Source organism: Amycolatopsis sp. VC5-11 (assembly GCF_037034185.1).
Taxonomy (GTDB): domain Bacteria; phylum Actinomycetota; class Actinomycetes; order Mycobacteriales; family Pseudonocardiaceae; genus Amycolatopsis; species Amycolatopsis nivea.
Genome location: NZ_JBAGKF010000001.1, coordinates 16,320 through 42,495, shown reverse-complemented (window position 1 = coordinate 42,495; position 26,176 = coordinate 16,320). Strand labels below are relative to the sequence as shown.

General features: G+C 68.5%; 24 protein-coding genes. 17 read left to right on the top strand and 7 right to left on the bottom strand.

Annotation, left to right across the window (positions count from 1 at the left end; all coding sequences use genetic code 11):
- Positions 1–22 precede the first annotated feature (22 nt).
- The 4 genes from boxC to WA670_RS00200 are packed head-to-tail and all read left to right on the top strand — an operon-like array spanning position 23 to position 5,527.
- A complete protein-coding gene (boxC, locus tag WA670_RS00215) occupies positions 23–1,660 on the top strand; it encodes a 2,3-epoxybenzoyl-CoA dihydrolase (RefSeq protein ID WP_043827222.1) in 1,638 nt (545 codons plus the stop codon).
- Positions 1,661–1,664: 4 nt separating this feature from the next.
- Positions 1,665–3,086: a benzoyl-CoA 2,3-epoxidase subunit BoxB gene (boxB, locus tag WA670_RS00210; RefSeq protein ID WP_037808036.1), complete on the top strand. Its 1,422-nt coding sequence runs from the start codon at positions 1,665–1,667 to the stop codon at positions 3,084–3,086.
- 10 nt (positions 3,087–3,096) lie between these two features.
- On the top strand, positions 3,097–4,659 hold the full coding sequence (locus WA670_RS00205) for a benzoate-CoA ligase family protein (RefSeq protein ID WP_037808034.1): 1,563 nt from the start codon (positions 3,097–3,099) through the stop codon (positions 4,657–4,659).
- Positions 4,660–4,672: 13 nt separating this feature from the next.
- On the top strand, positions 4,673–5,527 hold the full coding sequence (locus tag WA670_RS00200) for an amidohydrolase family protein (RefSeq protein WP_037808033.1): 855 nt from the start codon (positions 4,673–4,675) through the stop codon (positions 5,525–5,527).
- 2 nt (positions 5,528–5,529) lie between these two features.
- On the opposite strand, the gene WA670_RS00195 is transcribed toward WA670_RS00200, so the two are convergent.
- The gene (locus WA670_RS00195; protein WP_037808031.1) at positions 5,530–6,171 is read right to left on the bottom strand and encodes a dihydrofolate reductase family protein; all 642 of its coding nucleotides are present in this window, start codon (positions 6,169–6,171) and stop codon (positions 5,530–5,532) included.
- A gap of 78 nt (positions 6,172–6,249) precedes the next feature.
- Between WA670_RS00195 and WA670_RS00190 the strand changes: the two genes are divergently transcribed.
- Positions 6,250–6,744 carry a winged helix-turn-helix transcriptional regulator gene (locus WA670_RS00190; protein ID WP_037808030.1) on the top strand — a complete coding sequence of 165 codons (495 nt, stop codon included), beginning with the start codon at positions 6,250–6,252 and terminating at the stop codon, positions 6,742–6,744.
- A gap of 161 nt (positions 6,745–6,905) precedes the next feature.
- Positions 6,906–7,409, top strand: coding sequence for an RNA polymerase sigma factor (locus WA670_RS00185; RefSeq protein WP_037808028.1), 504 nt, complete (start codon positions 6,906–6,908; stop codon positions 7,407–7,409).
- A gap of 6 nt (positions 7,410–7,415) precedes the next feature.
- On the opposite strand, the gene WA670_RS00180 is transcribed toward WA670_RS00185, so the two are convergent.
- Complete coding sequence (locus WA670_RS00180; RefSeq protein WP_037808026.1) at positions 7,416–7,868, bottom strand: MarR family winged helix-turn-helix transcriptional regulator; 453 nt, start codon at positions 7,866–7,868, stop codon at positions 7,416–7,418.
- A gap of 84 nt (positions 7,869–7,952) precedes the next feature.
- Here WA670_RS00180 and WA670_RS00175 point away from each other — a divergent pair, with 84 nt between their 5' ends.
- From WA670_RS00175 to WA670_RS00165, 3 genes are read left to right on the top strand one after another with little or no spacing between them, the layout of a single operon-like run.
- Positions 7,953–8,552 (top strand): alpha/beta hydrolase, encoded by a 600-nt coding sequence (locus tag WA670_RS00175; RefSeq protein WP_037808024.1) that lies wholly within the window; start codon positions 7,953–7,955, stop codon positions 8,550–8,552.
- Complete coding sequence (locus WA670_RS00170) at positions 8,549–9,679, top strand: dipeptidase (protein WP_336156604.1); 1,131 nt, start codon at positions 8,549–8,551, stop codon at positions 9,677–9,679. Before WA670_RS00175 ends, WA670_RS00170 begins: the two co-directional genes overlap by 4 nt.
- Before the next feature lie 37 nt (positions 9,680–9,716).
- On the top strand, positions 9,717–10,133 hold the full coding sequence (locus WA670_RS00165; protein ID WP_037808018.1) for a LapA family protein: 417 nt from the start codon (positions 9,717–9,719) through the stop codon (positions 10,131–10,133).
- Here WA670_RS00165 and WA670_RS00160 read toward each other — a convergent pair.
- The gene (locus WA670_RS00160; RefSeq protein ID WP_442893055.1) at positions 10,105–10,887 is read right to left on the bottom strand and encodes a hypothetical protein; all 783 of its coding nucleotides are present in this window, start codon (positions 10,885–10,887) and stop codon (positions 10,105–10,107) included. The two genes, WA670_RS00165 and WA670_RS00160, sit on opposite strands and share 29 nt — an antisense overlap.
- Before the next feature lie 91 nt (positions 10,888–10,978).
- On the opposite strand from WA670_RS00160, the gene WA670_RS00155 reads away from it, so the two are divergent.
- From WA670_RS00155 to WA670_RS00120, 8 genes are all read left to right on the top strand, one after another.
- Complete coding sequence (locus WA670_RS00155) at positions 10,979–11,770, top strand: Abi-alpha family protein (RefSeq protein ID WP_037808011.1); 792 nt, start codon at positions 10,979–10,981, stop codon at positions 11,768–11,770.
- 5 nt (positions 11,771–11,775) lie between these two features.
- Positions 11,776–13,020 (top strand): DUF445 domain-containing protein, encoded by a 1,245-nt coding sequence (locus tag WA670_RS00150; protein ID WP_037808009.1) that lies wholly within the window; start codon positions 11,776–11,778, stop codon positions 13,018–13,020.
- Positions 13,021–13,068: 48 nt separating this feature from the next.
- Positions 13,069–16,077, top strand: a complete 3,009-nt coding sequence (locus WA670_RS00145; RefSeq protein WP_336156602.1) for a patatin-like protein — start codon at positions 13,069–13,071, stop codon at positions 16,075–16,077.
- 243 nt (positions 16,078–16,320) lie between these two features.
- On the top strand, positions 16,321–16,815 hold the full coding sequence (gene ectA / locus WA670_RS00140) for a diaminobutyrate acetyltransferase (RefSeq protein ID WP_037808003.1): 495 nt from the start codon (positions 16,321–16,323) through the stop codon (positions 16,813–16,815).
- A gap of 41 nt (positions 16,816–16,856) precedes the next feature.
- Positions 16,857–18,107: a diaminobutyrate--2-oxoglutarate transaminase gene (gene ectB, locus WA670_RS00135; RefSeq protein WP_037808000.1), complete on the top strand. Its 1,251-nt coding sequence runs from the start codon at positions 16,857–16,859 to the stop codon at positions 18,105–18,107.
- A 30-nt stretch (positions 18,108–18,137) separates the two neighbouring features.
- Positions 18,138–18,530: an ectoine synthase gene (locus WA670_RS00130; protein WP_037807993.1), complete on the top strand. Its 393-nt coding sequence runs from the start codon at positions 18,138–18,140 to the stop codon at positions 18,528–18,530.
- A 63-nt stretch (positions 18,531–18,593) separates the two neighbouring features.
- Positions 18,594–19,496: an ectoine hydroxylase gene (thpD, locus tag WA670_RS00125; protein ID WP_037807990.1), complete on the top strand. Its 903-nt coding sequence runs from the start codon at positions 18,594–18,596 to the stop codon at positions 19,494–19,496.
- A gap of 361 nt (positions 19,497–19,857) precedes the next feature.
- Entirely contained in the window at positions 19,858–22,611 is a 2,754-nt protein-coding gene (locus tag WA670_RS00120) for an AfsR/SARP family transcriptional regulator (RefSeq protein WP_336156601.1), read from the top strand.
- Positions 22,612–23,395: 784 nt separating this feature from the next.
- Here the strand turns inward: WA670_RS00120 and WA670_RS00115 are convergent.
- From WA670_RS00115 to WA670_RS00100, 4 genes are all read right to left on the bottom strand, one after another.
- Complete coding sequence (locus tag WA670_RS00115; RefSeq protein WP_037807985.1) at positions 23,396–24,067, bottom strand: hypothetical protein; 672 nt, start codon at positions 24,065–24,067, stop codon at positions 23,396–23,398.
- 236 nt (positions 24,068–24,303) lie between these two features.
- Positions 24,304–25,188, bottom strand: a complete 885-nt coding sequence (locus tag WA670_RS00110) for a hypothetical protein (protein ID WP_037809292.1) — start codon at positions 25,186–25,188, stop codon at positions 24,304–24,306.
- Positions 25,185–25,661 (bottom strand): DUF6932 family protein, encoded by a 477-nt coding sequence (locus tag WA670_RS00105; RefSeq protein WP_037807980.1) that lies wholly within the window; start codon positions 25,659–25,661, stop codon positions 25,185–25,187. Before WA670_RS00105 ends, WA670_RS00110 begins: the two co-directional genes overlap by 4 nt.
- A 71-nt stretch (positions 25,662–25,732) precedes the next feature.
- Entirely contained in the window at positions 25,733–26,173 is a 441-nt protein-coding gene (locus WA670_RS00100) for a LapA family protein (protein WP_238604026.1), read from the bottom strand.
- Positions 26,174–26,176: the final 3 nt, after the last annotated feature.

Genomic DNA, 26,176 nt, shown 5'->3' with positions numbered 1-26,176 from the left:
AACCATGTAGACAATCGAGGGCGTGACCACCACCACACCTGTCACGTTCGAGCGGCATCCGGACACTTACCGGCACTGGCGGCTGACCGTCGACGGCGAGGTCGCCTGGCTGGAGATGGACGTCGACGAACAGGGCGGCCTCGTGCCCGGGTACGAGCTGAAGCTCAACTCGTACGACCTCGGCGTCGACATCGAGTTCTACGACGCGACGCAGCGGCTGCGGTTCGAACATCCGCAGGTGCGCGCGGTGATCGTGACGAGCGCCAAGGACAAGGTGTTCTGCGCCGGGGCCAATATCCGGATGCTCGCCGCGTCGCCGCACGAGTGGAAGGTGAACTTCTGCAAGTTCACCAACGAGACCCGCAACGGCATCGAGGACGCCACCGAGTTCTCCGGCCAGACCTACGTCGCGGCGGTGAACGGCAGCTGCGCCGGCGGCGGCTACGAGATCGCGCTGGCCTGCGAAAAGATCCTGCTGGTCGACGACAACTCGTCCACCGTCGCGTTGCCCGAGGTGCCGCTGCTCGGCGTGCTGCCCGGCACCGGCGGGCTCACCCGCGTGGTCGACAAACGGCGCGTCCGCCGGGATCTCGCGGACGTGTTCGCGACGCGGCCGGACGGGGTCAAGGGCAAGACCGCGGTCGACTGGCGGCTGGTGGACGAGCTGGTGCCGCGCGTCGGGTTCCGCGAGAAGGTGCTGTCGCGGGCGCACGAACTGGCCGCCGAATCCGACCGGCTGCCCGCTGAGCAGGGGATCGAACTGGCCCCGCTGGAGCCGTCGGTGACCGACGACGGCATCGAGTACCGGCACGTCCGGATCGCGTACGACCGGCCGAACTCGCTGGTCACGCTCACCGTGCTCGGCCCGGACGGGGAACCGGCGCTCGACGGCTGGCTGCTGCGGCTGACCCGCGAACTGGACGACGCGATCCTGCGGCTGCGCACGAACGAACCGGAACTCGGCACCTGGGTGCTGCGCACCGAAGGCGACCCGGAGCAGGTGCTCGCGCACGAGGAGGTCGTGCTCAGCGGGAAAGACTGGCTGAGCAACGAAATCCTGCACTACTACAAGCGCACGCTGAAGCGGCTGGACGTCACCAGCCGCACCTTGATCGCGTTGATCGAACCGGGCAGCTGCTTCGCGGGCAGCCTGCTCGAACTGGCCTTCGCGGCGGACCGGCAGTACCTGCTGGACGGGCCGCCGATCGACGACGAGGACTCGCCGGAACGCGCGTCGATCACCTTGTCGGAAGCCAACTTCGGCGTGTTCCCGATGGGCAACGGACTGTCCAGGCTCCAGTCGCGGTTCTACGGCGACGACGACCACCTGACGTGGCTGGCCCGCGAACGCGACCGTGCGCTGAGCGCCGCCGAAGCCGTCGAACTCGGCCTGGTCACCGACGCGCCGGACGACCTCGACTGGGAGGACGAGATCCGGATCGCGCTGGAAGGCCGCGCCTCGCTGTCGCCCGACGCGCTCACCGGGATGGAGGCGAACCACCGGTTCGTCGGCCCGGAAACGATCGAAACCAAGATCTTCGGGCGGCTGACCGCCTGGCAGAACTGGATCTTCACCCGACCGAACGCCTCCGGGCCCGACGGCGCGCTGCGCCGGTACGGCACCGGGCAGAAGGCGGTCTTCGACAGGAAGCGGGTCTGAACCGATGCCCGAAAAGATCGACTACGACGCCAAAATCCCGAACAACGTCCAGCTCGCCGACGACCGCAGGCTCCAGCGCGCGCTGGAGGGCTGGCAGCCGAAGTTCATGAACTGGTGGGGCGAGATGGGCCCCACGCTGGAAACCGAGGGCGTCTACCTGCGCACCGCGGTGAGCGTCGGCCGCGACGGCTGGGCGCACTTCGACCACGTCAACGTCCCGGACTACCGCTGGGGCATCTTCCTCGCCGAACGGGAACCGGACCGGCGGATCGGATTCGGCGAGCACGCCGGCGAACCGGTGTGGCAGCAGGTGCCCGGCGAATACCGGGCCGACCTGCAGCGGCTGATCGTGATCCAGGGCGACACCGAACCGGCGTCGGTCGAGCAACAGCGACTGCTCGGGCTCACCGCGCCGTCGCTGTACGACCTGCGCAATCTCTTCCAGGTGAATGTGGAAGAAGGGCGGCACCTGTGGGCGATGGTGTACCTGCTGCACGCGTACTTCGGCCGCGAAGGCCGCGACGAGGCGGAGGGGCTGCTGCTGCGCAACTCCGGCAGCCCGGACGCGCCGCGCATCCTCGGCGCGTTCAACGAGGAAACGGCCGACTGGCTCGCGTTCTACATGTTCACGTACTTCACCGACCGCGATGGGAAATACCAGCTCGGCACGTTGAAGGAAAGCTCGTTCGACCCGCTGTCGCGCACCTGCGAGTTCATGCTCAAGGAGGAGGCGCACCACATGATGGTGGGCACCACCGGCGTCGACCGGGTGGTGCAGCGCAGCGCCGAACTCATCCGCGAGCACGACACGTACGACATCGCGTCGCACGGCGGGATCCCGCTGGACGTGATCCAGCGGTACCTGAACTTCCACTACACCGTGTCGCTCGACCTGTTCGGCAGTGAAACGTCGACGAACGCGGCGAACTACTACACCGCCGGGCTCAAGGGCCGCTGGCAGGAGACGCGGCGCAAAGACGACCACAAACTCACCGAGGACAGCCGGCTGCTGGAGCGTCCGCGCGACGACGGGACCTGGACATCCGAGGAATTGCAGGCCATCCTGCTGCTCAATCTCGACCTGCGCGGCGAGTACACCGCGGACTGCCAGACCGGGGTCAACCGGTGGAACAAGATCCTCGGCGACGCCGGCATCGACTTCCGGTTCGCGTTGCCGCACCCTGGTTTCAACCGCGAGGTGGGCATAAACTCCGGCCACCACGTCACTCCGGACGGCAGCATCGTCGACGAGGCAACGTGGGAGGCAGCGCGGCACAAGTGGCTGCCGACGGCCGAGGACCTGACGTTCGTCCGGTCGCTCATGCACCCGGTGTACGAGCGCGGGAAGATCGCCAGCTGGGTCGCGCCGCCGAGGCAGGGCATCAACGGCAAACCTTTCGACTACGAGTACGTGTACCTCACCTGAGGGGGCACCGATGACGGTTCCCGCGAACTTCAACGCCGCGGAGTACCTGCTCGGCCAAGGCCGTCCGGACGCGCTCGCGGTCGTCTCGCCGCGGCGCACGCTCAGCTACGGCGAACTCGCCGCCGAGACCCACCGGGTCGCTTCCGGGCTGCGCGCGCTCGGCGTGCGTCCGGAAGAGCGGGTCATGTTCTGCATGGTCGACGACGTCGAACTGCTGAGCGGGATCCTCGGCGCGATGCTCGTCGGCGCGGTCGCGGTGCCGGTGTCCACTATGGTCACCGGGCTGGAACTGGGTCAGGTGCTCGCCGATTCGCGGGCGCGGGTGCTGTGCGTGTCCGGGGAGTTCTCCGCGCAGGCGGCGGGCGCGCTGACCGGTGCGCCCGAGGTGACCGACGTCGTGCTCGACCGGGCGGACCCGGCGGAATTCCCCGCCGGGGTGCGGACGCACCGGTGGCCGCTGACCCCGACGGACGACGTCGTGGCGTCGCCGACCTGGGAGGATTCGCCCGCGCTGTGGCTGTACACCTCGGGCACGACCGGCAAGCCGAAGGGCGCGATGCACCGGCACGGGAGCATCCGCGCGGTGTGCTCGACTTACGCCGCGCAGGTGCTGGGAGTGTCCTCTTCGGACCGCTTCCTGTCGGTGCCCAAGTTGTTCTTTGCATACGGTCTCGGGAATTCGGCGTTCTTCCCGCTCTCTTGTGGAGGGACGACGCTGCTGGAACCGGCCCGTCCGACGCCGGGGATCATCGCCGCGCGGGCGCGGGCGGACCGTCCGACGTTGTTCTTCGGAGTGCCGACGTTCTATGCGGCGCTGTTGGCCAGCGACGTGCCGGACGACTCGTTTTCCTCGGTGCGGTACGCGGTTTCGGCTGGGGAGCCGTTGCCGTCGGCGCTGTTCACCCGGTTCCGCGAGCGGTTCGGGGTCGAGATTCTGGACGGGATCGGGTCGACCGAGGCGTTGCACATTTTCCTGTCCAACCAGCCGGGTGCGGTGCGGCCGGGCAGCACCGGGGTGGCGGTGCCGGGGTACTCCGTCGAGCTCCGGGACGAGCAGGGCGCGGTGATTTCGGAAGCGGGACGGCCGGGTGAGCTGTTCGTGTCCGGCCCGTCCATCGCGACCGGGTATTGGGCGCGATACGAGACTACGAAACAGGTTTTCCAGGGTCCGTGGCTGCGGACCGGGGACAGCTACGTGCGCAACTCGGATGGCACGTATACGTGTCTCGGCCGGTTTGGCGACATGTTGAAGGCGGGCGGGATTTGGGTGTCTCCGTCCGAAGTGGAGGAACGACTGCTGCAACATCCGGCGGTTGCCGAGGTGGCGGTGGTCGCCGCGCCGGACGAGGACGGATTGGACAAACCGGTGGCCTGCGTTGTCGCCGCCCCTTCGTCCACTGTGGATGCTGAGGAGCTGATCGAATTTTGCCGGGAGGGCTTGGCGGCGTTCAAGCGGCCGCGCGGAGTGGTCGAGATGGCCGAGTTGCCGAAGACCGCGACCGGGAAGATCCGGCGGAACGTGATCCGCGAAATGGTGCGCGAGTCGCTGCTCGTGCCGCAGCCGCAATCGTGATCGACTGGCTGGCATGATCGACGAGCATTTCGTGGTGGACGCCCACGTGCACACCCCGCGGCTGCCCACGCTCAAACCCGCGTGGCTGGACTGGGCGCGCGACTTCGCCGGCGAGTACCCGTGGCGCACGGTCTACGACGCGGACGGCGCGGTGATTCCCGCGGCGATGGACGACCTCATGGCACAGGAGGGCGTCGACCGGGTCCTGCTGTTCTGTGAATACAGTCCACGGGCCACCGGTATTCAGGCGATTGAAGACAATCTACCGTTGGTCGCATACAACCCCGAGCGGTTTCGCTTGGTGGCCAACGTGAATCCGCATCTGCACCATCCGCTGGTCGACGAGGTGGAACGGCAGCTCGCGCTGGGTGCGGTGGCGTTGAAGATCCACCCGGTGCACGGCGCGTTTTCCCCGGCGGACAAGGAGCTGTACCCGGTCTACGCCTTGTGCGCCGAACGCGGGGTTCCGGTGATCCTCCACTCCGGACTGTCGGTGTTTCCCGGATCCCGTGCCAGCTATGGGGATCCTTCGCTGCTGTCCGATGTGGTCGAAGACTTCCCGTCGGTGAACTTCGTGTTCGCGCACGGCGGCCGGGGCTGGTGGTACGACGTGGCGGCGTTCATGGCCCAGGCGAGGCCGAACGTGTGGCTCGACCTCGCCGGGCTGCCGCCGAAGAAACTGCCGGAGTATTACGCGCGGTTCGATCTCGTGCGGTTGGCCCGGAAATGGATCTTCGGCACGGATTGGCCGGGGGTGCCGGGAACCGCCGTGAACGTCCGCGCGGTCGCCGATTTGGGGTTGCCCGCGGAGGTGCTGGACGGGGTGCTGTCCGGCAACGCGTTACGGCTGATGCCCGGCCTGCGCTGAGGTTACTTGCGCCAGAACAGGTGGTGCACGACTCCGCTGGGGCTGGGAATTTTCTCCAGGTGGTAGCGGTCGGTCAGCTCGTCCGGGCTGGTCCAAAGCCGTTCCCCGGAACCGAGTTCGACCGGCGAGACGGCGATGTGCAGCGTGTCGATGAGACCGGCTTCGAGGAATTCCCGCACTGTGTTGACGCCGCCGCCGATGCGCACGTCCTTGTCGCCAGCGGCTTTCTTCGCCTGCGCGAGTGCTTCCTCCGGGGTTGTATTGAGGAAGTGGAAAGTGGTCTGGCCCAAGGTGATCGACGGACGTTCGTGGTGGGTGAGGACGAAGACCGGGGTGCGGAACGGGGGTTCGTCGCCCCACCAGCCCTGCCAGTCGTGGTTCTCCCACGGGCCGCGGTGCGGGCCGAACTTGTTGCGTCCCATGATTTCCGCGCCGACGTCACCGCGGTGCATGTCCCGGGTGAAGTAGTCGTCGAGCCCGCGAGTGCCGCCGGGCTCGCCGCGCATCGGCCAGCTGGCGGTGGCCCCGGCCCAGGCGAAGAGCGGTCCCGGGTTCGGATGACCGAACGGCTGCTCGAGCGTTTGGTCCGGACCGGCACCGTAGCCGTCGGCGGAAACGTTGAAGCACTGGACGCGTACCAGCATCGATACTCCCTGCTTGTCTTTTGCAAGCACTATGCCGGAGGCGATGGTAAAGTGCAAGTGGTTTGGAGGAGGTATGCGATGCCGGACGGCCCGCGCTCGGGGTGCCCGATCAACGCCGCGATCGAGGTCGTCGGCGACCGCTGGAGCCTGCTGGTCCTGCGCGACGTGATGTTCGGCGACCGGCGGCATTTCCGGCAATTGCAGTCGCAGTCGGAAGAAGGAATCGCGTCGAATATCCTCGCCGACCGCCTGCGCACGCTCACCGAAGCCGGTTTGCTCACCCGTGATTCGGCCGGTCGCGGACAGCGCGCGACGTACAGCTTGACCGAAGCGGCGATCCAGCTGGTGCCGGTTTTGGTGGCGCTGGGAAGCTGGGGTTTGCGGCACCGGCCGACGACGCCGGAATTGCGCGTGCGAGCGGAACTGCTTGAGGCTGGCGGTCCGGCGCTGTGGGAAGAGTTCATGGCTGAGTTGCGGGAGCGGCATCTTGGGGTCCCTCGGCCGGACGGCGACGGACCGACGGCAACGGAACGCTTGGCGGCCGCTTATGCGGAGGCTGTCGCGCGGTCTTGACGTGGCTGGCTTGGATCGATTTGTCGACCTCATCTTCGCGCGCCCGAGACGCGTGCCCGGCCCGGGATACATCCAGCCGAAGTTGATCACTCAATCCGGCATCCGCGCTGCTGAAACGGATCCGCCGAGCCGCCCGGCCCGTCAGCCTTCCCGTGCAAGGAATGCGGAACGAGGACGAAGTACGCCGTCTGTCGACGAGAATGAACCGGATCGTCGGCGCGAACCCGGGATTTCGCGCCGAGGCGGACGACGCTTGCCAAACGGCCTGGCTGGAATTGCTCAGCCGCCAGCCGGATTTGCAGGATCCGAACGGCCTGGCCGGTTGGCTGACGACCGTCGCGCGGCGGCACGCGCTCCGTGCAGCCGAAAATCGCGCACGGGTGCAGTTGGTCGATGACGCGTGCCTGGATGCGCACGAACCGACGGAGTCACCCGAGGCGAAGACCTTGGCCGGAGAACTGGCAGCTGCGCTGTGGCGAGCGGTGGAGAAGTTCCCGGAACGCCACCGGCGGATGCTGCTCCTGCTGGCGCACTGCCCGGAGCTGCGACACGACCAGCTGGCCGCCGAACTGGGCATCTCGCCGTCGAGCGTGAGCCGAATCCGGCACCGCTGTTTGACGGTCCTCCGTCGTCGGCTGGAGGCCGAGGGCTTCAGTTATCCATGACCCGGCTCACCCGTTCACCGAACGAAGCGTCCGCATCGCCTCCGCCAACCCCTCAGCATCCGAACCCAGCGGCGTCAGCACGATCCGGCGCAAGATTTCCGCGCACGCGGCCCGTGCCTTGAGCGCTACCTCCAGCCCGTGCTCGGTCAGGGAAGCGAACGTCACCCGGCGGTCTTCCGGGCTCGGGATGCGGCAGATCAAATCCGCGGCGACCAAGCGGTCCGCCACCTTGGTGAAGCCTCCGCTCGACAGGGCGGCTTCGGTGGCCAGGCGGGTCATCGGCATGCGGTGTTCCGGCGACCGCACCAGGCGCAGGAGGATGTCGAACGACGCGGGGGCTAGGCCGAACCGGTCGGCGATTTCTCCCATCAGTGCGTTCTGTGTGGCCAGATAGCCCTCGATCACGAGGCCCCACCACGTCACGATCTCGTCGTCGTCCGTCTGCGGATCCGGGGTCATCTGCCGGATTCTACCCGGAATACATCTTGCGCGCGAGAAGTTACCCTGGACAATGAAGGAAGCGGTGTCCACAGAGGAGCGACGATGATGCACCGGTACATCGAGGGCGACCCGGACCTCCCGGTGCTTGTTCTCCTGCACGGAACCGGCGGTGGTCCAGACGATTTGCTCAGTGTGGCGCGCGAACTGAGTCCGGAATCGGCAACGCTCGCGCCGACCGGGCCGGTTTCGGAAAACGGGGCGGCGCGGTGGTTTCGGCGGCTGTCGGAGGGCGTGTTCGATCACGAGGACGTCCGGGCGCGGGCGGACGAGCTGGCGGATTTCCTCAACGACGCCCGGGAAAAGTACGGGTTCGGCAGGGCAGTGGCGGTCGGGTTTTCGAATGGGGCGAATATCGCGGCGGCGGTAGCGCTCACCCGGCCGGACGTGCTCCGGGAAGCGATTCTGTTCTCGTCGATGTCTCCATTGCCGGAATTGCCGAGTCTCGACCTCACCGGAACTCGCATATTCCTTTCCAACGGCGAGCACGACCCGATGGCTCCGCTGCCCGCCAACGACGAACTCGTGCGCCAGTTCCGCGAGCGGCATGCGGACGTGGCGACGCACCGCTGGCCGGGAGGGCATCAGGTGACCGTCGAAGGAATAAGCGCGGCGAAGGCCTGGCTCGCTAGGGTCGAGGCATGACCGAGCTGACCCGCGCGCAAGACCTGCTCGCCTCCACGATCCTCGCCGACGGACACAACGACCTGCCATGGGCGCTCCGCGACAAAGCCGGGCCGAACCCGGTCGAGGCGGTGGCCGGCGTGGATCTCACAGTGCCGCAGCCGACGCTGCACACCGACTTCCCCAAACTCGCCGAAGGCAAGCTGGGCCTGCAGTTCTGGTCGGTGTACGTGCCGTGCGAGTTCAAGGGCGACAGCGCGGTTACCGCGGTGCTGGAACAGATCGAGGTGGTTTACCAGCTCGCCGAGCGCTACCCCGAACGGCTGCGGCTGGTCACCACGGCCGACGAAGCCGAGGCGGCGTTCGCGGACGGGCGGATCGCGTCGTTGCTCGGGGCCGAAGGCGGGCACAGCATCGCCGAATCCCTCGGGGTGCTGCGGATTCTGCGCCGCCTCGGCGTCCGCTACATGACGCTGACCCACAACTTCAACACCACCTGGGCCGATTCCGGAACCGACAAACCCGAGCACGACGGGCTCACCGAGTTCGGCCGCGAGGTCGTGCGCGAGATGAACCGGATCGGCATGCTGGTCGACCTTTCCCACGTCGCGCCCAGCACCATGCGCGCCGCGCTCGAGGTGTCGAGCGCGCCGGTGATCTTCAGCCACTCGTCGTGCCGCGCGGTCAACGACCATCCGCGCAACATCCCCGACGACGTCCTCGCCCAGCTGCCCGGCAACGGCGGCGTCGCGATGATCACCTTCGTGCCCGCCTTCATCTCCGCCGCGGTCACCGAGTGGGACAACCAGCTCCGGGACGCGATGACCGCCGCCGGGCAGGAGTTTCTCGACCTCGGCCAGCGCGGCCGGTTCGCGAAGACCTGGGACGCGCCGCCCAAGCCGAAGTCGACGATCGCGGACGTCGTCGCGCACATCGAGCACGCGCGCGAGGTCGCCGGGATCGACCACATCGGGCTCGGCGGCGACTACGACGGCGTCGGCGAACTGCCCGAAGGCCTTGAGGACGTGTCGAAGTACCCGGTGCTCGTCGCCGCCCTGATGGAACGCGGCTGGAGCGACGAGGACTGCGCGAAACTCGCCGGCCGCAACACGCTGCGGGTGCTGCGCGAGGTCGACGCCAAGCGCTGAATTAGCGCATCACGGCGAGTGGGCGGACAATCACGATATGTCCCACGCGCGAAACGACGGTCCCGACGAGGCCGCGAAATCGGAAATTCCCGAGGCGCCGGGCACTGAGGTGCCCGGCGCACTCGACCACGCCGCCCCGGGCACCGCACCGGGAGCCGAACCCGGACCGCGGCCGTCCGCCGCGAAACCCGCGGGCCGCCGGGGCAAGGTCAAATCCACCCGGATCAGCGGCACCTGGATCGCCGTGATCGTGGCGATCGTCGTGCTGGCGTTCCTGCTGGTGTTCATCCTGCAGAACCTGGACACGGCGACCGTCCACTTCCTCGGCGCGTCCGGCAGCATGCCGCTCGCGGTGGCGATGCTGTTCGCCGCGATCGCGGGCGCGGCGCTGGTCGCGCTGATCGGCGGGGCGCGGATCCTGCAGCTCAGGAAGCAGGCGCGGCGTCGGCGGTGAAGGGCTCGCGAGCCCGCAGGCTCAGCAGGATCTCGCACACCGCGGGATCCCCGCTGACCTGCACTCGCGCGTCCGCTTCCGCCGCGGGCAACGTCCCGCTGCACAGCCGCCACAACGCGTCCGCGTCGGTCGCCAAAGCCGCGAGCGGAGACCGTGACGTCGCGGCACCGCGGTCGATCGTCCAGCCCACCGCGGTAGCGCGGAGCGTCCACCGCCCGGCCTCCTCCACCGAACACGCCACCTGACGTCCGGCCCGCGCGGGCACCGCCCGCAACGTCTGCGGCAGCGAACGCAGCAACGTGTCCACCACCGGCGTCCGGAACTCCGGCTCGTCGAGCAGCGGAGCTTCCACCGCCTCCCGGATCTGCTGCTGGAGCACCCACTGCTCCGCGTAATCGCGAGCGACCGTCAGCCACGTCGGCATCGCGGCTGGTTCGTCCAGGTCGCGGTGCTTCCACAGTTCGGTCAGCTGCGTCGTACTGTCCACGAGCATCGCGAACAGCACCTCCGGCGACAGTTGCCGGCAGGCGGAGACCCAGGACGTCCCCTCGCCGAGGTGGCCGTCCCGATCCCGCGAGAGCCGCCTGAGTTTCAGCCCCAGGATGTGCGCGGTCAGGTCGTGCACCGTCCATTCGCCGAGCGCGGGCAGGGCCCACTCGGGCGTCCGGAGGTCGGAGAGAACCCCGATCAGCGCCTGTTCCTCGCGCACGAGCAGCGGCAGCACGTCGATCGGCGGTCCCCACGGCGCGGTCATGCGCGTCATCCAACACCCACCGGCAAGGCATCACAGGGCCATTCGGCCTACTCGCAGGTAGCATCAGCGCGAACAGTGAGGGGAGCAGCCCGTGGACTACCAGCGACCGAACGGCCGGGGCACCGCCGAGGACGTGGCCAACCTGGCCCGCCGGGCAGGTCAGCTCGCCGGATGGGCGGCGCGCACCGGCTTCGACCTGACCCGCAAACTCCCCGGGATCGACACCGCCGAACGCGGCCTCAAGCAGGTCGAACGCGGGCTGCTGAGCGAACTGCGCCGCCGCCTCGACGAGGTCGACGATCCCTATCACGCGGCGCTGACCGCGGCGTCCGCGATGAACCGGGCCGACGTCGGCAGCCGCGCCGTCGAAACGACGGTGACGCTGGTGCCCGCCCGCGATCACGTCGAACCGCTGCGCGCGGCGATGGCCGAACTGCTCAACCACTCCATCGGCTTCGGCCGCGAGCGCGCCCGCGAATACCTGTACGCGATCATTCTCCGCCAGCTCACGCCTGACGAGGCGCGCATCCTCTCCGCGCTGTCGGACGGCTCCCCGTTCCCCGCGATCGACGTCGCCGAGCGCAGCGCCATCGGCGGCACCGGCCGGATCGTGCTGCGCAACGCCTCGACGGTCGGCAAGGCGGCCGGGGTGTCGCTGCCGGACCAGGTGCCCGGCTACGTGACCCGGCTGATCGGCCTCGGGCTGGTCGAACTGGACGAGGAGGTGCCCTCGCTCGAGACGCAGTACGAGATCCTGCTGACCGACGAGTCGGTCCGCGAGGTGGAGAAGCAGGTGAAGCGGATCAAGATCATCCGCCGCACCATCCACGTCTCGCGGCTCGGCGCGCAGTTCTGGCAGGCCTGCGACCCGAGCCTGGGCTGACCCCGATGGGCGAGTTCGTCTCGAGGCTCCTCGACGATTTCGTCCGGCACTGGCCGCTGTATGTCTCCATCCCGATCGTCGCCGCGCTGATCGGGTACGGCACGAAGCTGGTCGCGATCCGGATGATGTTCCAGCCGGTCGAGTTCATCGGCGTCAAGCCGTTCCTGGGCTGGCAGGGCATCGTGCCCAAACGGGCCGCGCGGATGGCGAGCATCGCCTGCGACACGATGACCGAGCAGCTGATCAAACCGGCCGAGGTCGTCGCCCGGCTCGACGCCGACCGGATCGCGAAGGAAATCGAGAAACCGCTGCTCGCGGCGGTCGAGGACATCGTGCGCGAGGTGGCCGGGCACTATCAGCCGGGTCTGTGGGAATCACTGCCGGTCGGCGTGCAGCGGCTGGTGATCCAGCGCGTGCAGGCCGAATCGCCGCACATGGTCAAGGCCGTGCTCGAACTCATCCAGTCCGATGTGGACAGTGTGTTCGACCTCAAGGGCATGGTGGTCACCAGCCTCGTCAAGGACAAACGGCTGCTCAACCGGATCTTCCAGGAAGCGGGCGCGGAGGAGTTCAAGTTCATCGCGCGCTCCGGGCTGGTGTTCGGCGGCCTGATCGGCGTGATCCAGATGGTCGCGTGGGTGCTGTTCAAGTTCCCGCCGATCATGCCGTTGTTCGGTCTCTTCACCGGCTGGTTCACCGACTGGCTCGCGCTGCGGATGATTTTCTACCCGCTGGAGCCCAAGAAATACTTCGGCGTCACCTGGCAGGGCCTGTTCCTCAAGCGGCGCGCGGAGGTCGCCGAGGCGTACGGCGAGTTGATCGCGAAAGAAATCATCACGCCGCACAACGTCATCGAGGCGGTGCTGCAGGGCCCGCTTTCCGACCGCGTGCTCGCGCTCATCCAGCGGCAGCTCGACCGCGAGCTGGGCCGGGCGGCGAACGTCGCGAAACCGTTGCTGGTCTTCGCCATCGGCAGCCGCCGCTACCAGGACATGAAGCTCGCCATCTCCGAGCAGATCATGACCCGGCTGCCGGACACCATGCGCTACATCGAGGATTACGCCACCGACGCGATGGACATCCGGAACGTCCTGGTCGGCAAGATGAAGGAATTGTCGCCCGAGGAGTTCGAGCAGCTGCTGCGCCCGGCTTTCCAGCAGGACGAATGGATTCTCATCGCGACCGGCGCGGTGCTCGGGTTCGCGGTCGGCGAGGCGCAGGTTCTGGTGCTGGAGCACCTTGCCTCCTGAATCCGCCCCCCTTGTGGAGGAGCGGGCCGGGCCGGGAGACTGACCCTCATGGGTGAGACGGCGGTGCCGTGGCCGCAGGAAATCCGGATCGCGATGGCCATGGTGGGGGGATCCAGCCTGGCAGTGTGGATGGGGGGAGTCGCTACCGAGACGTCGGCGCTGCTGCACGCTTCGCGCACGCCGAACGAAGGTAACGGCTATCGGAAACTGCTCGACCTTTTGCACGCTTCGGTGCGCCTGGACGTGCTCACCGGGACGAGCGCGGGCGGCATCAACGCCGCGTGTCTCGGATTGGCCGAGGCGTACCGGTCGACGCCCGCGATCTTGCGCGACACCTGGTTCTCCGCCGGGTCGCTGGAGAATCTGATCCGCGACCCCGGCGAGACGCGGCCGCGTTCGGTGCTGAACGGCGACAAGGTGCTGCTCGGCGGCCTCGTCCAGGCGATGCACGACATCACCGGATCCGGCGTCGTGCCCACCGAGCCGCCGGACGTGACCGTGCTGCTCACCGGAACCATGCTCGACGGCGAGACCACGCAGTACGACGACGCGCTCGGAAACCGGGTGCGGGACACCGAACATCGCATGCTGTTCCGCTTCGACGGTCCATTGTGGAACAACCAGGTGCACGGCCCGCTCGCGCTCGCCGCCCGGTCGAGCGCGTCCTTCCCCGGCGCGTTCGAGCTGTCGCGCATGCCGATCGGTCCCGAGGCGGCGGACCGGCTGCATCCGGACATGACCGACTACACGGAGCTGGTGCGTTCGCATTGGCTCGCCGACGGCGGCGTGCTGGTGAACAAACCGCTGCGGCCCGCGTTGCGGGAGATCTTCGAACGCTCGTCGTCGACGGATGTGCGGCGGCTGCTGCTGTACGTCGTCCCGACGGTCGACGGCGAAGCCAAGCCGATGACCTGCGACCCGGCCGAGCCGCCGATGCTCGGCACCGCGCTCGCGAAGGTCGCTTCCACGATCATGAGCCAGACCATCAGCGTCGAGCTGGAGGAATTGAGCAGGCACAACTCCGCCGTGACGCGCGCCAGGGACACCCGGGTCGCGCTCGCGTCGCTCGGCCTGCGCGGCGGGCAACTGGTGGACGACCGGGTGCACCGGGCGTACCTCGACCGCCGGGTCGCGCTCGACGCGGCCGACCTGGTCCGCGCGGTCACCCGCCGCTACGAACTGTCCGATGAGGACAGTGGGTGGGCGGCCGGGAATTCGGCACTGCTGCAGGACATCGCAGCCGACGGACTGCGCCGCGGGATTCCCAGCACGCTGCCCGGCGAATCGGTCACGGTCGGCGAGATGGTCCGCTACCGCACCTCGACGCTGGAAGACGCGGTCGCGACCGGCATCCAGCTGATCAACGCGGGCTTCCGGATGGGCCCGGATCTCGACCAGGCGACCCAGCTCAACGAGGCCCGCGCGAAGATGCACGCCGCCCGCCGAAGCGCGGCTCGCGACGTGCGGCTGTCCGCGTGGGTGGCCCGGCACGAGCCGCCGCCGTCCGGCACCTCGATGCCGGACTGGATCGGTCAGCTCGCCGCCGAATGGGCGGATCTCGGGGCGTCGGACGCGGTCCGCGAGGCGTGGCCGGAGGTGACCGGCGCGCTGCGGTCGGCCGCTCCGGTGCTGCAAACGTTGTCGGGCAAGGAAAACCAGTGGTCCGCGGATGCCGCCGACACGGTGACGGCGCTGCTGGACTGGTTCGGCCTGGACAACGCGGACGTCGCGGACGGGTTCGTGCTGGCCCGGTTTTTGCTGCTGCACATGGCGACGCGCGGGCTGCTGGCCGAAGCGCCGGCGGTGGACCAGCGCGTCGACCTGGTGCAGCTGAGCGCGGACAGCCGGACGCTGCTGGACCTGGCGCGCCCCCGTGGCCGGGACAAGCTGACCGGCACCCAGGCGAACAACTTCGGCGCGTTCTACAAGGCGTCCTGGCGCGCGAACGACTGGATGTGGGGCCGGATCGACGGCGCTGGCTGGCTGATGCAGTGCCTGCTCGACCCGAAACGCCTGCGGGTGCTGCGCGACATCGTCGGCCCGGAGGAATTCCGGGAGCAGGTAAGGACGACGTTCCGCGAGATCGGCTGGGAGCCGCCCTCGCCCGCGGACAACGGGATGCCCTCGGACCTGCCCGGGCTGCTCGCGCAACTGGGCGACGAACTGGCTTTCCTCGGCCTGGACGCGAATCTGTCGCCGGTCGACTTCGGCAAGGAGGTGCCGACCAGTCTTCCGGTGACCTCGATGGTGCTGGCGAAGTCGCGGCAGCTGGCCATCGCGCGAGAGGAACTGCCGGTGCTCGCGAGCCAGGCCGAGGCGGATGCGAAGGAGGGCAACGGAAAGGCTTCGGAGAGTTTCCGGAAGCTGATGGCCGCCCGGCCGCTCGAACGGGAAACGGCTGCCCAGCCGGAAAACTCCGGCCAGCAGGACGCGGCGCAACGCGCTTTCCAAGCCTGTCAGGTTTCCGCCGAACGTTTCGAGGGCGAACTCGGCAGTACCCTGCTCACCAAAACGATTGTCAAAGCCGGAGCGGCCGGGCTCAATGCCGCTTCCACAGCCACCCGGGTCCCGAAAACGCTCCAGCCGCTGGCGAAATTCGCGCAGCTCAGCAGCCGCAGTTCGTGGTGGGTCACGCAAGGCGCGACGCGGCTGGGCCGGCCATGGAACCTGCTGGCCGCCGCCATCACCGCGGTCGCCGGGTTCGTGCTCAGCGGCGAGGGCGGATCCGTTCTGCAATGGCTCGGTCTTCCGGTGGCGGGCGGTGCGCTCGTGTTCCTCGTGGTGAGCCTGCTGACCTTGAGGCGCACGTGGCGAATGGTGCTCACCGTGCTGGGCGTGCTGGTGATAGCCGCGTTGCTGTTCGCGGCTTTCCTGCCGCCCATCGCACAGCCGTTGTTCGGCTGGCTCGGCACCGTTGTGGACGGTTGGCGGCGCGGGCAGGCCCCGCTGTGGTGGCTCGCCGTGGTCGCGCTGCTCCTGCTCCCGGCGGTCTGGACGCCGCTGTCCGGGCTCGGGCGGAAGAAGCGGCGGCGGTCGCGTCCGGACAGTCCACGCTGAACCCCAGGTAGACCACGATTTTCCGGCGCTGGAGTTGCGGTAGCGCCGCAGAAGGCCCATGGTCTGGGGTCACAGGTCGCATACCGATGGTGTGCGGCCCAGGCGCACGCATGCCCAGAACTTCCCCCTGCTAAACATGTTTGTGGTCCTCCTCACCGGGGTATCCCTGTCGTCCCTGGTGAGGGCGGTGGACGTGGCATGGATCGCTGGCGGCGCGAAAATTCTCTGTTACGTTTCCAAAGTATGTCCGGAAAGCACTTGATCGAATCCCCGACCAAGGCCGATGGTGCCGCTCTCTGGCGAATCGCACGCGATTCGCAGAAGCTTGATCTCAACTCGCCGTATGCGTACCTGTTGTGGTGCAAGGATTTCGCGGAGACCTCGGTCGTCGCCCGCGTCGACGGTGAGCCAGTCGGATTCGTGATCGCTTACCGAAGGCCGTCCGCGCCGGACGCCGCGCTCGTGTGGCAGGTCGCCGTCGACGCCTCGCAGCGCGGAAAAGGCCTGGCCGGGCAGTTGCTGGACAGCCTGTACACGCGGCTGGTCGGCGAGGGCGTGCGGTACCTGGAAACCACGATCACCCCGGACAACGCGGCGTCGATCCGCCTGTTCGAGTCGTTCGCGAAGCGCTGGAACGCGGATCTGGAACACCGCCGGCTGTTCGAAGTCGCTGATTTTCCGCAGGGGGAGGCACACGAACCCGAGGATCTTTACCGCATCGGGCCGTTGCGCCGCTAATAACCCGTCAATTTCGCCGAGTAGGAGCGAAAGAAATCGTTATGAGCATCTTCGAAGAGCTCGAATCAGAAGTCCGCAGTTACAGCCGGGGCTGGCCGGTCGTCTTCGACCGGGCGCAGGGCAGCAGGCTCTACAGCGAGGACGGCAAGGCCTACCTCGACTTCTTCGCCGGCGCCGGCGCGCTGAACTACGGGCACAACAACCCGCATCTCAAGAAGGCGCTGATCGACTACATCCAGCGCGATGGCGTCACGCACGCGCTCGACATGTACACCGTCGCGAAGCGGGACTTCCTGGAGACCTTCCGGGAGAAGATCCTCGCGCCGCGCGAGCTGGACTACAAGGTCGTCTTCCCCGGCCCCGGCGGCGCGAACGCCGTGGAGGCCGCGCTGAAGCTCGCGCGCAAGGTGACCGGCAAGGAATCGGTCATCAACTTCACCAACGCGTTCCACGGCATGACGCTCGGCGCGCTGTCGGTCACCGGCAACTCGATGAAGCGCGGCGCCGCGGGCATCCCGCTGGTGCACGCCACGCCGATGCCGTACGACAAGTACTTCGACGGCGCGATGCCGGACTTCATGTACTTCGAGAAGCTGCTCGAAGACTCCGGCAGCGGCCTGAACGAGCCCGCCGCGGTGATCGTGGAGGGCGTGCAGGGCGAGGGCGGCATCAACGCCGCGCGCCTGGAATGGCTCAAGGGCCTCGACGACCTGTGCAAGCGGCACAACATCCTGCTGATCCTCGACGACGTGCAGATGGGCTGCGGCCGCACCGGCCCCTTCTTCAGCTTCGAGGACGCCGGCATCTCGCCGGACATCGTGTGCCTGTCGAAGTCGATCGGCGGCTACGGCCTCCCGATGGCGCTCACGCTGATCAAGCCGGAGCTGGACGTCTGGGAGCCGGGCGAGCACAACGGCACCTTCCGCGGCATCAGCCCGGCGTTCGTCACCGCGACCGAGGCGCTGCGCGTCTACTGGAGCGACGACGAGCTGGAGAAGTCGACCAAGGCCAAGGGCGAGCGCATCGCGAGCACCTTCAAGGACCTGGTGGAGAGCTACCCGGAGGCGAACCTCGTCGCGAAGGGCCGCGGTCTGGCGCGCGGTCTCGAATTCGCGAACGGCGAGCTCGCGGGCGCGGTCTGCAAGGCGGCCTTCGAACGCGGCCTGCTGATGGAGACTTCCGGTCCGGATGGCGAAGTGATGAAACTGCTGCCGCCGCTTACCCTCACCGACGAGGAGCTGAGCGAAGGCCTCGCGATCATCACCGAGTCCGTCGCCGCCGTCCTCAAGTAACCACCCGAAGAACAAGAAGGAGCCTTTCACTTGCTGGTCCGCACGCTCGACGAGATCACCGACACCGACGCTGACATCAAGACCCCGAACTGGCGCAGCAAGCGCATCATCCTCGCGAAGGAGGGCGTCGGCTTCTCGGTGCACGAGACGACGCTGTACGCGGGCACGGTGAACGACTTCTGGTACGCCAACCACATCGAGGCCGTGTTCATCACCTCCGGCGAGGGCGAGATCGAAGACCTCGCCACCGGCGAGGTGCACCAGCTCAAGCCGGGCACGCTGTACCTGCTGAACGACCACGACAAGCACCAGGTCCGCCCGAAGACCGAGATCAAGTGCGTGTGCGTGTTCAACCCGCCGGTCACCGGCCGCGAGGTGCACGACGAGAACGGGGTCTACCCGCTCGTCACCGAAGACTCCTGAGACTGAGCCACTCCCACCACCCCGAGAAAGAAGAAACGCCAGAAGAACTGGAGGCGAGCCACTGTGACGATCATGGACACCCGGGTCAACGACGGCTACCCGACCCGGATCACCGGTACGCCGGAGCATCTTCCGCGCGTGCACCCCACGGTGTGGGGTACCGAAGCTGACGGCCCGATCGACGCCGCGACCCTGGCGAATCACGACGCCAAGGGCTACACGGTCGTGGACGGACTGCTCTCGCCCGGTGAGGTCCAGACGTACTGGCAGGAGGTCGTCCGGCTGTCGTCGGACGAGAAGCTGCACGACGACGAGCGCGTGATCACCGAGGCGCGGACCGGCGAGGTCCGGTCGATCTTCGACGTGCACGAGATCTCGGGCCTGATCGCCGAGCTGGTGCGCGATCCCCGGGTGCTCGACCGGGCGCGGCAGATCCTCGGCTCCGAGGTCTACATCCACCAGAGCCGGATCAACTACATGCCGGGCTTCAAGGGCACCGGCTTCTACTGGCATTCCGATTTCGAGACCTGGCACGCGGAGGACGGCATGCCGTCGCCGCGTGCGGTGAGCTGCTCGATCGCGCTCACCGACAACTACCCGTACAACGGCGGGCTCATGGTCATGCCGGGTTCGCAGCGCACGTTCGTGCAGTGCGTGGGCGAGACCCCGGACGCCAACTACAAGAGCTCGCTCAAGGACCAGCGGGTGGGCGTGCCGTCGCCGGACGACATCACCAAGCTGGCGGCCGACTGCGGCATCGACCAGTTCACCGGTTCGGCCGGTTCGGCGCTGTGGTTCGACTCGAACATCATGCACGGATCGTCGAACAACATCACGCCGTATCCGCGCTCGAACATCTTCCTGGTGTTCAACAGCGTGGACAACGCGTTGCAGGAGCCGTTCGCCGCGAGCGCGCCGCGGCCGTCGTTCATCGCCGGCCGCAACTCGACGCCGATCACGCGGTGACCAGCGTTACCTTCGCCAACCGGCGGGTCGCTCGTAACGAAGAATGTGCGCCCTGTTACGTTGTCGGCACCTCGCAGCTCGTCTGCGGAGGCGTGGTTGTCCGCAGCGGTCCGGGTTCTTGCTCGGGGTGAGCCCCCCGAACCGCCGGCGGACGGCCGAGATGCACGGGTGGACCGCGCCCCCTGGCGGCCCGGCCGACGATCATTGAGTCCGGCCCCGCACCATCAGATCGGGACTGATGGTGCGGGGCCGGACTCGTCTGTTCAGGGTCGAAATTCACGAAAGAGCGGTGTCTGCGGGCCGCCGCTGACGGTAAGTTGACCTGTCTGGCTGGGGGTGAGCCTGGGAGGTGCGCGCGAGCATGGCCGATGCCGGCGCGCGGGTCGAACTGCTCGGCCCGGTGCGGCTGCTCGACGGCAGCCGTGCGGTTCCCGTCGGCGGCCCCGGGGTGCGGGGGCTGCTGGCGCTGCTCGCGCTGCGCGTGGGCAAGGTGGTGCCGCTCGAGGAGATCATCGACGCGCTGTGGGGCCACGATCCGCCTGCCACCGCCCGCACCATCGTGCACGGCAACGTGTCGCAGCTGCGCCGGCTGCTGCGCGAGATGGCCGATCCGGTGGCCGAGATCAGCACCCGTCCGCCGGGCTACCAGCTTTCCCTCGCACCGGACCGGATCGACGCGCACCGGGCGCGGGCGCTGCTGGACCAGGCCGCGCTGGAATCGCCGGAGAGCGCCTCGAAGCTGCTCGCCGAGGCGCTCGCGCTGTGGCAGGGGCCGACGCTGTCCGGTGTGCCCGATTCGGTACGGGCGCCCGAATTGGACGAGTTGCGGCGCGCGATCCGCTACGCCCGGGTCAACGCGGATCTCGACCTCGGCCGCTACGACGAGCTGATCGTGGAGCTGAGCCCGATCGTCCGCGCCGACCCGCTCGCCGAGCGCGTCGCCGGGCAGTTGATGCGCGCGCTCTACCACGCCGGGCGGCGCGGGGAAGCGCTCGAGCTGTACCACACCGTCTCGCGGGCGACGCTCGGTTCGCTCGGCGTCGAACCCGGCGCGGATCTGCGCTCGCTGCACGAGCGGGTGCTCAACGACGATCTCGCCGCGCACGAGAGCGCGGTTCCGGAGCAGGCCGTCGCGCCGTCTCAGCTGCCGCCCGCGCTGCCGACGCTGGCCGGGCGCGAGGCGGAGCTGGAATGGCTCGACGGGCTCGCCGGACGCGGCGACAGCACGGTGATCGTGTCCGGCACCGCCGGGGTTGGCAAAAGCGCGCTGGTCATCTGGTGGGCGCACCGCGCGGCCCGGCTGTTCCCGGACGGGGTGCTGTACGCGGCGCTGCAAGGGTTCGATCCGCATCAGCCGCCGCTGGAACCGGGCGATCTGCTGTCGCAGTTCCTGCTCGGGCTGGGCGTGCCAGCGGACGAGGTGCCGGAGCAGGTGCACGAACGCGTGGCGCTGTACCGCTCGCTCATCGCCGGACGACGGATGCTCGTGCTGCTCGACGACGCGCGTTCCGCCGAACAGGTGCGTCCGTTGCTCCCTCCGGGCGCACGGTCGATGACGGTGGTGACCAGCCGGTCGCGGCTGGAGGCGCTGGCGGTGTCCCACGCGGCGAAGCTGCGGGTGCTCGGCACGCTCGCGCCGGAAGCCGCGGTGAGGGTGATCGAGGAATTGGCCGGGCCGGCGGACTTCGACCTCAACCACGCGCTGGCCCGGCTGTGCGGCTACCTGCCGCTCGCGCTGCGGATCGCCGGGGCCAAGCTCGCCGCGAGTCCACAGTGGACACTCAAGGATCTGGTCGGGGAGCTGGGAAACGAACGCACCCGGCTGGCCGGACTCGACGTCACCGGAGCCGAAGACGGCGTCCGGGCCGCCTTCGACGTCTCGTTCCGCGGCCTTCCGGACGGGCTGGCCCGGACGCTGCTCCGCCTGGGCGCGGTGCCCGCGCGGCACACCGGTCCGCACCTGACGGCGGCGATCGCGGAGATCCCGGTCGAGCAGGCCCGCCGCGAACTCCGCACGCTGGCCGCGCACAACCTGGTCGCCGAGACCTCGCGCGACGCCTTCGCCCCGCACGACCTGGTCCGGCTGTACCTGCGCGAGCTGGCGGAAACCGAACTGGACCCGGCGGAACGCGCGGCGGTGCTCGACCGGGCGATCCGCTACCACCAGGCCGCCTCGGACACCGCGCGGCGGAAGATGCTGCGCATAGTCGACCCGCTCGACCTCACCGGCCTCGTGCCGCCGGACGCGCTGCCGCCGCTGGAAACCTTCGCCCAGGCCCAAGACTGGTTCGCCGCGGAATGGCCGAACCTGCTCGCCGTGCTCGACGCCGCACACGCCGACGGCCGCTACGCCGACGTCTGGCGGCTCGCCCGCGTCGCGCACACCTACCGGGTCGTCTGCCCGCTGTACGAGGAATGGATCCGGCTGGTCGACCTCGGCCTCGCCGCCGCCGAAGCCGCGAACGAACCGCTCGGGCAGTGCTGGATGCTGATCTCCCGCTGCGCCATCGCGCTCACCTTCGAGCTGTCGCAGGGCAGCATCGCCGACGCCGAACGCGCGGTCGGGCTGGCCACCCGGCTCGACGGCCGTTCGCTCATCGTCGCCAAGATCCACCTCGGCAGCGTGCTGACCCTGCTCGGCCGCTATTCGGAGGCGATCGAACGGCTGCTGGAGGCGGTCGCGGAGACCGAACGCACCGGTGATCTCGAACTTCGCGGGCAGGCCCTCAACAACTGCGCGGAGACGGAGAAACGCGCGGGACGTCCGGCCGAGGCGATCACGCATCAGCTGGCCTCGCTGGAGATAGACCGCGAACTCGGGGACGACAGCTATGCCGTGGTGTCGCTGAACAACCTCGCGGAACTGCATCTGGGCATCGGCGAGCTGGAAGCCGCCGAACGCTACGCGCGGGAAGCCGTGTCGCTCGCGGTCGCGCGGCAGTTCGAACTGCAGGAGGGCATCCTGCGGGTGACCCTGGCGCGGATCCTGCGCGGCCAGGAACGGCTGGAGCCGGCACGCGAGCAGTACCGGCTGGCGGTGGCGCTGTACGAGCGGATGAACCCGCGGCAGGTCGAGGACTTGCGGAAGGAAGCGGCTGATCTGGGGGATCAGTAGCGGCCTGATTCCCGGAACACGGGGTTCCTGGTCCTTCACGGACCTTCCGCGACCTATGCCAGGAGGCTTAGGCCGGGCGTTACGCCATCCGGTTGAGGCGAGTCTGCCCAGGCCGGAGCGGGCGGCGGGGGTGTGTCGTGCGTGGGGGCCGCCCTGAGGGACTCCGATTCCAATGCCAGGGACTTAAGGCGGCCCTGCGGGTGGGTGGGGAGCGCGTCCGTCCGGGTCGAGAAGGCCGGGCTGACTGCCGGCAGTCGGGCGGAAGCGCGGTGTGCGGTCTGTGAGGGACCCCTTGAGGGAATCAAATTCCCTCAAGGGGTCCCTCACCGACCCACGGATACGGTCATACGGGTATCAATCAGCCATTTCGTCGGGATTGGCGTCCTGTGTGGACAGTCCGCAGGCCGAGGCCGCCCGGCTTAAGTCCCTGGCATTGGACCTGAAGGCACCGGCCGCGGCAACCCCGGAATGCCGCCGAGCGGGCAAGAAAGCCGTCGGCGCACAGTGAGCGGGCAGTCGTCCGCGCCCGGCTCTTGTACAATGTTCAGCTGTGTTTTCCCAGGTCACCGTGGTAATAATCGCGTCCGCTTAGCGGATTCTTAGCCATCAGGCGGTCAGCGCGCGTAGGGTCGGCCGCGACGCTGGCGGAGCCCTAGGGGAGGGGCAGGCTGTGAAGCCGGCGACGGGACCGCGGCAGTACCGCGCGGACCTGGAAGAGCCGCCAGGAGCGGTTCGGTGGCGGTTGGCCGGCCGAGATGGGGGTAGGCCGGCCGGCCGCCAGGCCCTATTCGACGTTCGAGGTGCAGAGCGCGATCGAACTGCCGCTGCTTTCGGCGACCTTTTTGCCGTCGACGATGATCTGGCAGCTGATCTGGTTCGTCACGCCCGCGTTGGCGGTGTCCGCGGTCAGCGAAAGCACCGGCCTGCCGCCGTCGTAGGAGGCGTGCCCGTGCCAGTCGTCGGTGCTCGGCGGGGTGGTCGCGGTGCGCTGGTCGTTCAGCGTGCCGTAACGGACCGTCGCGCCGTTCGCCGAGCTCACCACGAAGTCGACCGAATGCTTCTCGCCCGGCTGCGGCGGGATGTGCAGATCGCCCGCGCGGGCGGTGCCGAACATCGACGGGTACAGCAGCATCGCGCCGCACAGCAGGGCGGCCAGGGCGGAAAGCGTGGTTCCGGTGAGTGCGACACCCAATCCGCGCATTTTTCCCTTGGAGGAAAGGACGATTCCCGCAATTCCGCCGGCGAGGCCGATGCCGGCGAGCGGCCAGGCGAGGAAGCCCCAATCCGGGAGGAAGGCGACGCCCGCCGCGGCCAGTCCGAGGGTGACCGCGAGCCCGCCGGGCCAGTTGGCCTGTCTCCGGGACGGCTCCTGCTGGGGCGGACGGTGCGGACCAGGACGAGCAGTGGTCCTGCTGTGTCGCGCGGGTGCGGCCGGATACGGCTGCTCGGTCGTCATGCGTGCCTCTTCCGCTGGGATGGCGAAGACGCTAACGCAGATGCCCGCGTGGTTGGAATAATCGTTATCGACTGACAATGTCATCCATTTACCGCGTCCGGGCGGACGGGGTCATTTCCCGCCGGATTGCGCGAAGCGGCGCCATTCGCTGCCCGAAAAAGGCAGCGTGATTCCGCAGAGCGACCGCGCGCTTACCCGGCGGTCCTGACCTGGCGACGCGGCACCGCGCGCGCCATTCACTGATCGAAAAGATTGACTTCCGGAGTGATCTCGAGAAGTTCGTGCACCGGCCTGCCGCGCCGTCCGTCGATGGTCGTCGTGCGCACTACGCGCAACCGCGCGGTCACCGGCCGATCGAGGTTTTCTTTGATCTGGTCGAGCAGATCCGGGGCGACCGCGCCCTGAATGGTTCCGCCCGATTCCCGCTCCAGGTAGAAAATCCGCCGCCGGGTGCGCACGCCGTCGAGGCGTCCGGTCACCGTCTCGTAGCCGACCGCCTCGCGGGACTCGCGCAGGCTGCCCTGCAGCACCCGCGCCTGTTCGGTGGTCATGCTCCGGGTCACCTGCTCGCCCGCGGTGGGCGTGAGCGCCATCCCGATGCCCGCGTGCTTGCTGACCGCGTTGACGACGTCGCTGACCGCGTTGCGCACCGTGTCGCGCTGCAGCAGCACCGCGTCGAGCGCGCCGTCGTCGGAACCGTTGGCGGGCAGGAAATCGCAGAGTTCCTTCACCGCGCGCTCGGACAGCGTTTCGATGCCATCGTGGATCAGCGCGTCGTCGACCGCCGGTTCGGGGAAACCGAAGAAGATCGCGTTGCCCGCCTGTCCTTTTTGGATCAGCGGGGCCTTGTCCCGGTCCGCCTGCTGGACGAAGGTGACCTCGTTCGACGGATTGCGGATGATGTGCCCGATCTTCGCCGTCGCGTCCTGCAGCGCGCGGCTGATGTCGGAAAAGGTGTACGCGTCGATGTGCGTTTCGCCGATCACCGACACGTGCAGCAGCGGCGCGCGGCAGGTCCGCTCGAACTTCGCGTTCGCCGCCATCGCCGAGGCGCGCGCGAGGTCGTCCAGCCACGTGCCGCCGGGGATCTCGTCGGCGATCCGCCGGAACTCGTTCCTCACCACACCATCTCCGGAATGCCTCTGCCGCCGTCGGCCCACACCGCTTCCCACACGTCCTCGTCGCCGGGACGGCACAGGAAACCGTCGAGCATGCCGCCCACCGGCTGGATCTGGTCGAGGTACATCGCGGGCTGGCCGACGATGATGCCGCGCAGGGTCAGCAGGCCGTACAGCGCGGTGCGGCCGCTGTCGTCAAGCCGCTTCAACGCGCCCCACTCGTCCGGCAGCAGCACCACGTCGAGCCCGCGCGGCGGATGCGCCGTGCGGGTGACGAACGCGCCGCCGAGCCAGGCCCGCCCGGACGTGATCACCCGCTGGGCGACCCCGAGGTAGCTGTTGAGCGCGCTGAAGAGGATCTCGCGCTCGTTCTGGTGCGGCGCGTCGTAGACCAGCCGCTCGTAGACGTCGGCGAGGTCGGCGTGATGGCGGCCGGGGGGCAGCAGGTTCTGTGGCGTCCAGTGCGGAAGCGCCATCGGACCTCCTGACGTCGTCCGGGGCCCTCGGCGCCCGCTTACCGTGCGTAGCCGAATCTACCAGGTGGGTGTCAGCCACTGCGTCCAGGTCGGCGGGGCGCGGGTTCGTCGGCCGGCCAGTGCGGACTCCGCTGGTCGTCCTCGGGCCAGCTCAGTTCGCCCGACAGCCGCGGCTCGGGATCGGGCAGCGGATGCCCGGCCGGGTCGTGCGCCGGGGGCTGCCCGTGGTACGGATCGTCCGGGTCGACTTCCGGATAGTCGTTGTAGACGCGCTCCGGCTGGTCCTCGTAATGCGGGTACGCCGGTTCCTCGTAGTCCTCGTACGGGTTCGCCGGCGGGATGTGCCGGGTCTCCTCGGCCGCTTCCTCCGCCGGAGCCGCCGCGGGCCGGTACGGCTCAGCCTCGGGTTCGGCCTTCGGCCGGGCGGCCCGCGTGAACAGCCACATGACCGCCGCCCCGAGCAGGAACGAGACGAGCAGCCACAGCCAGATCTGCCCGAAGAGCCAGAGCATCCG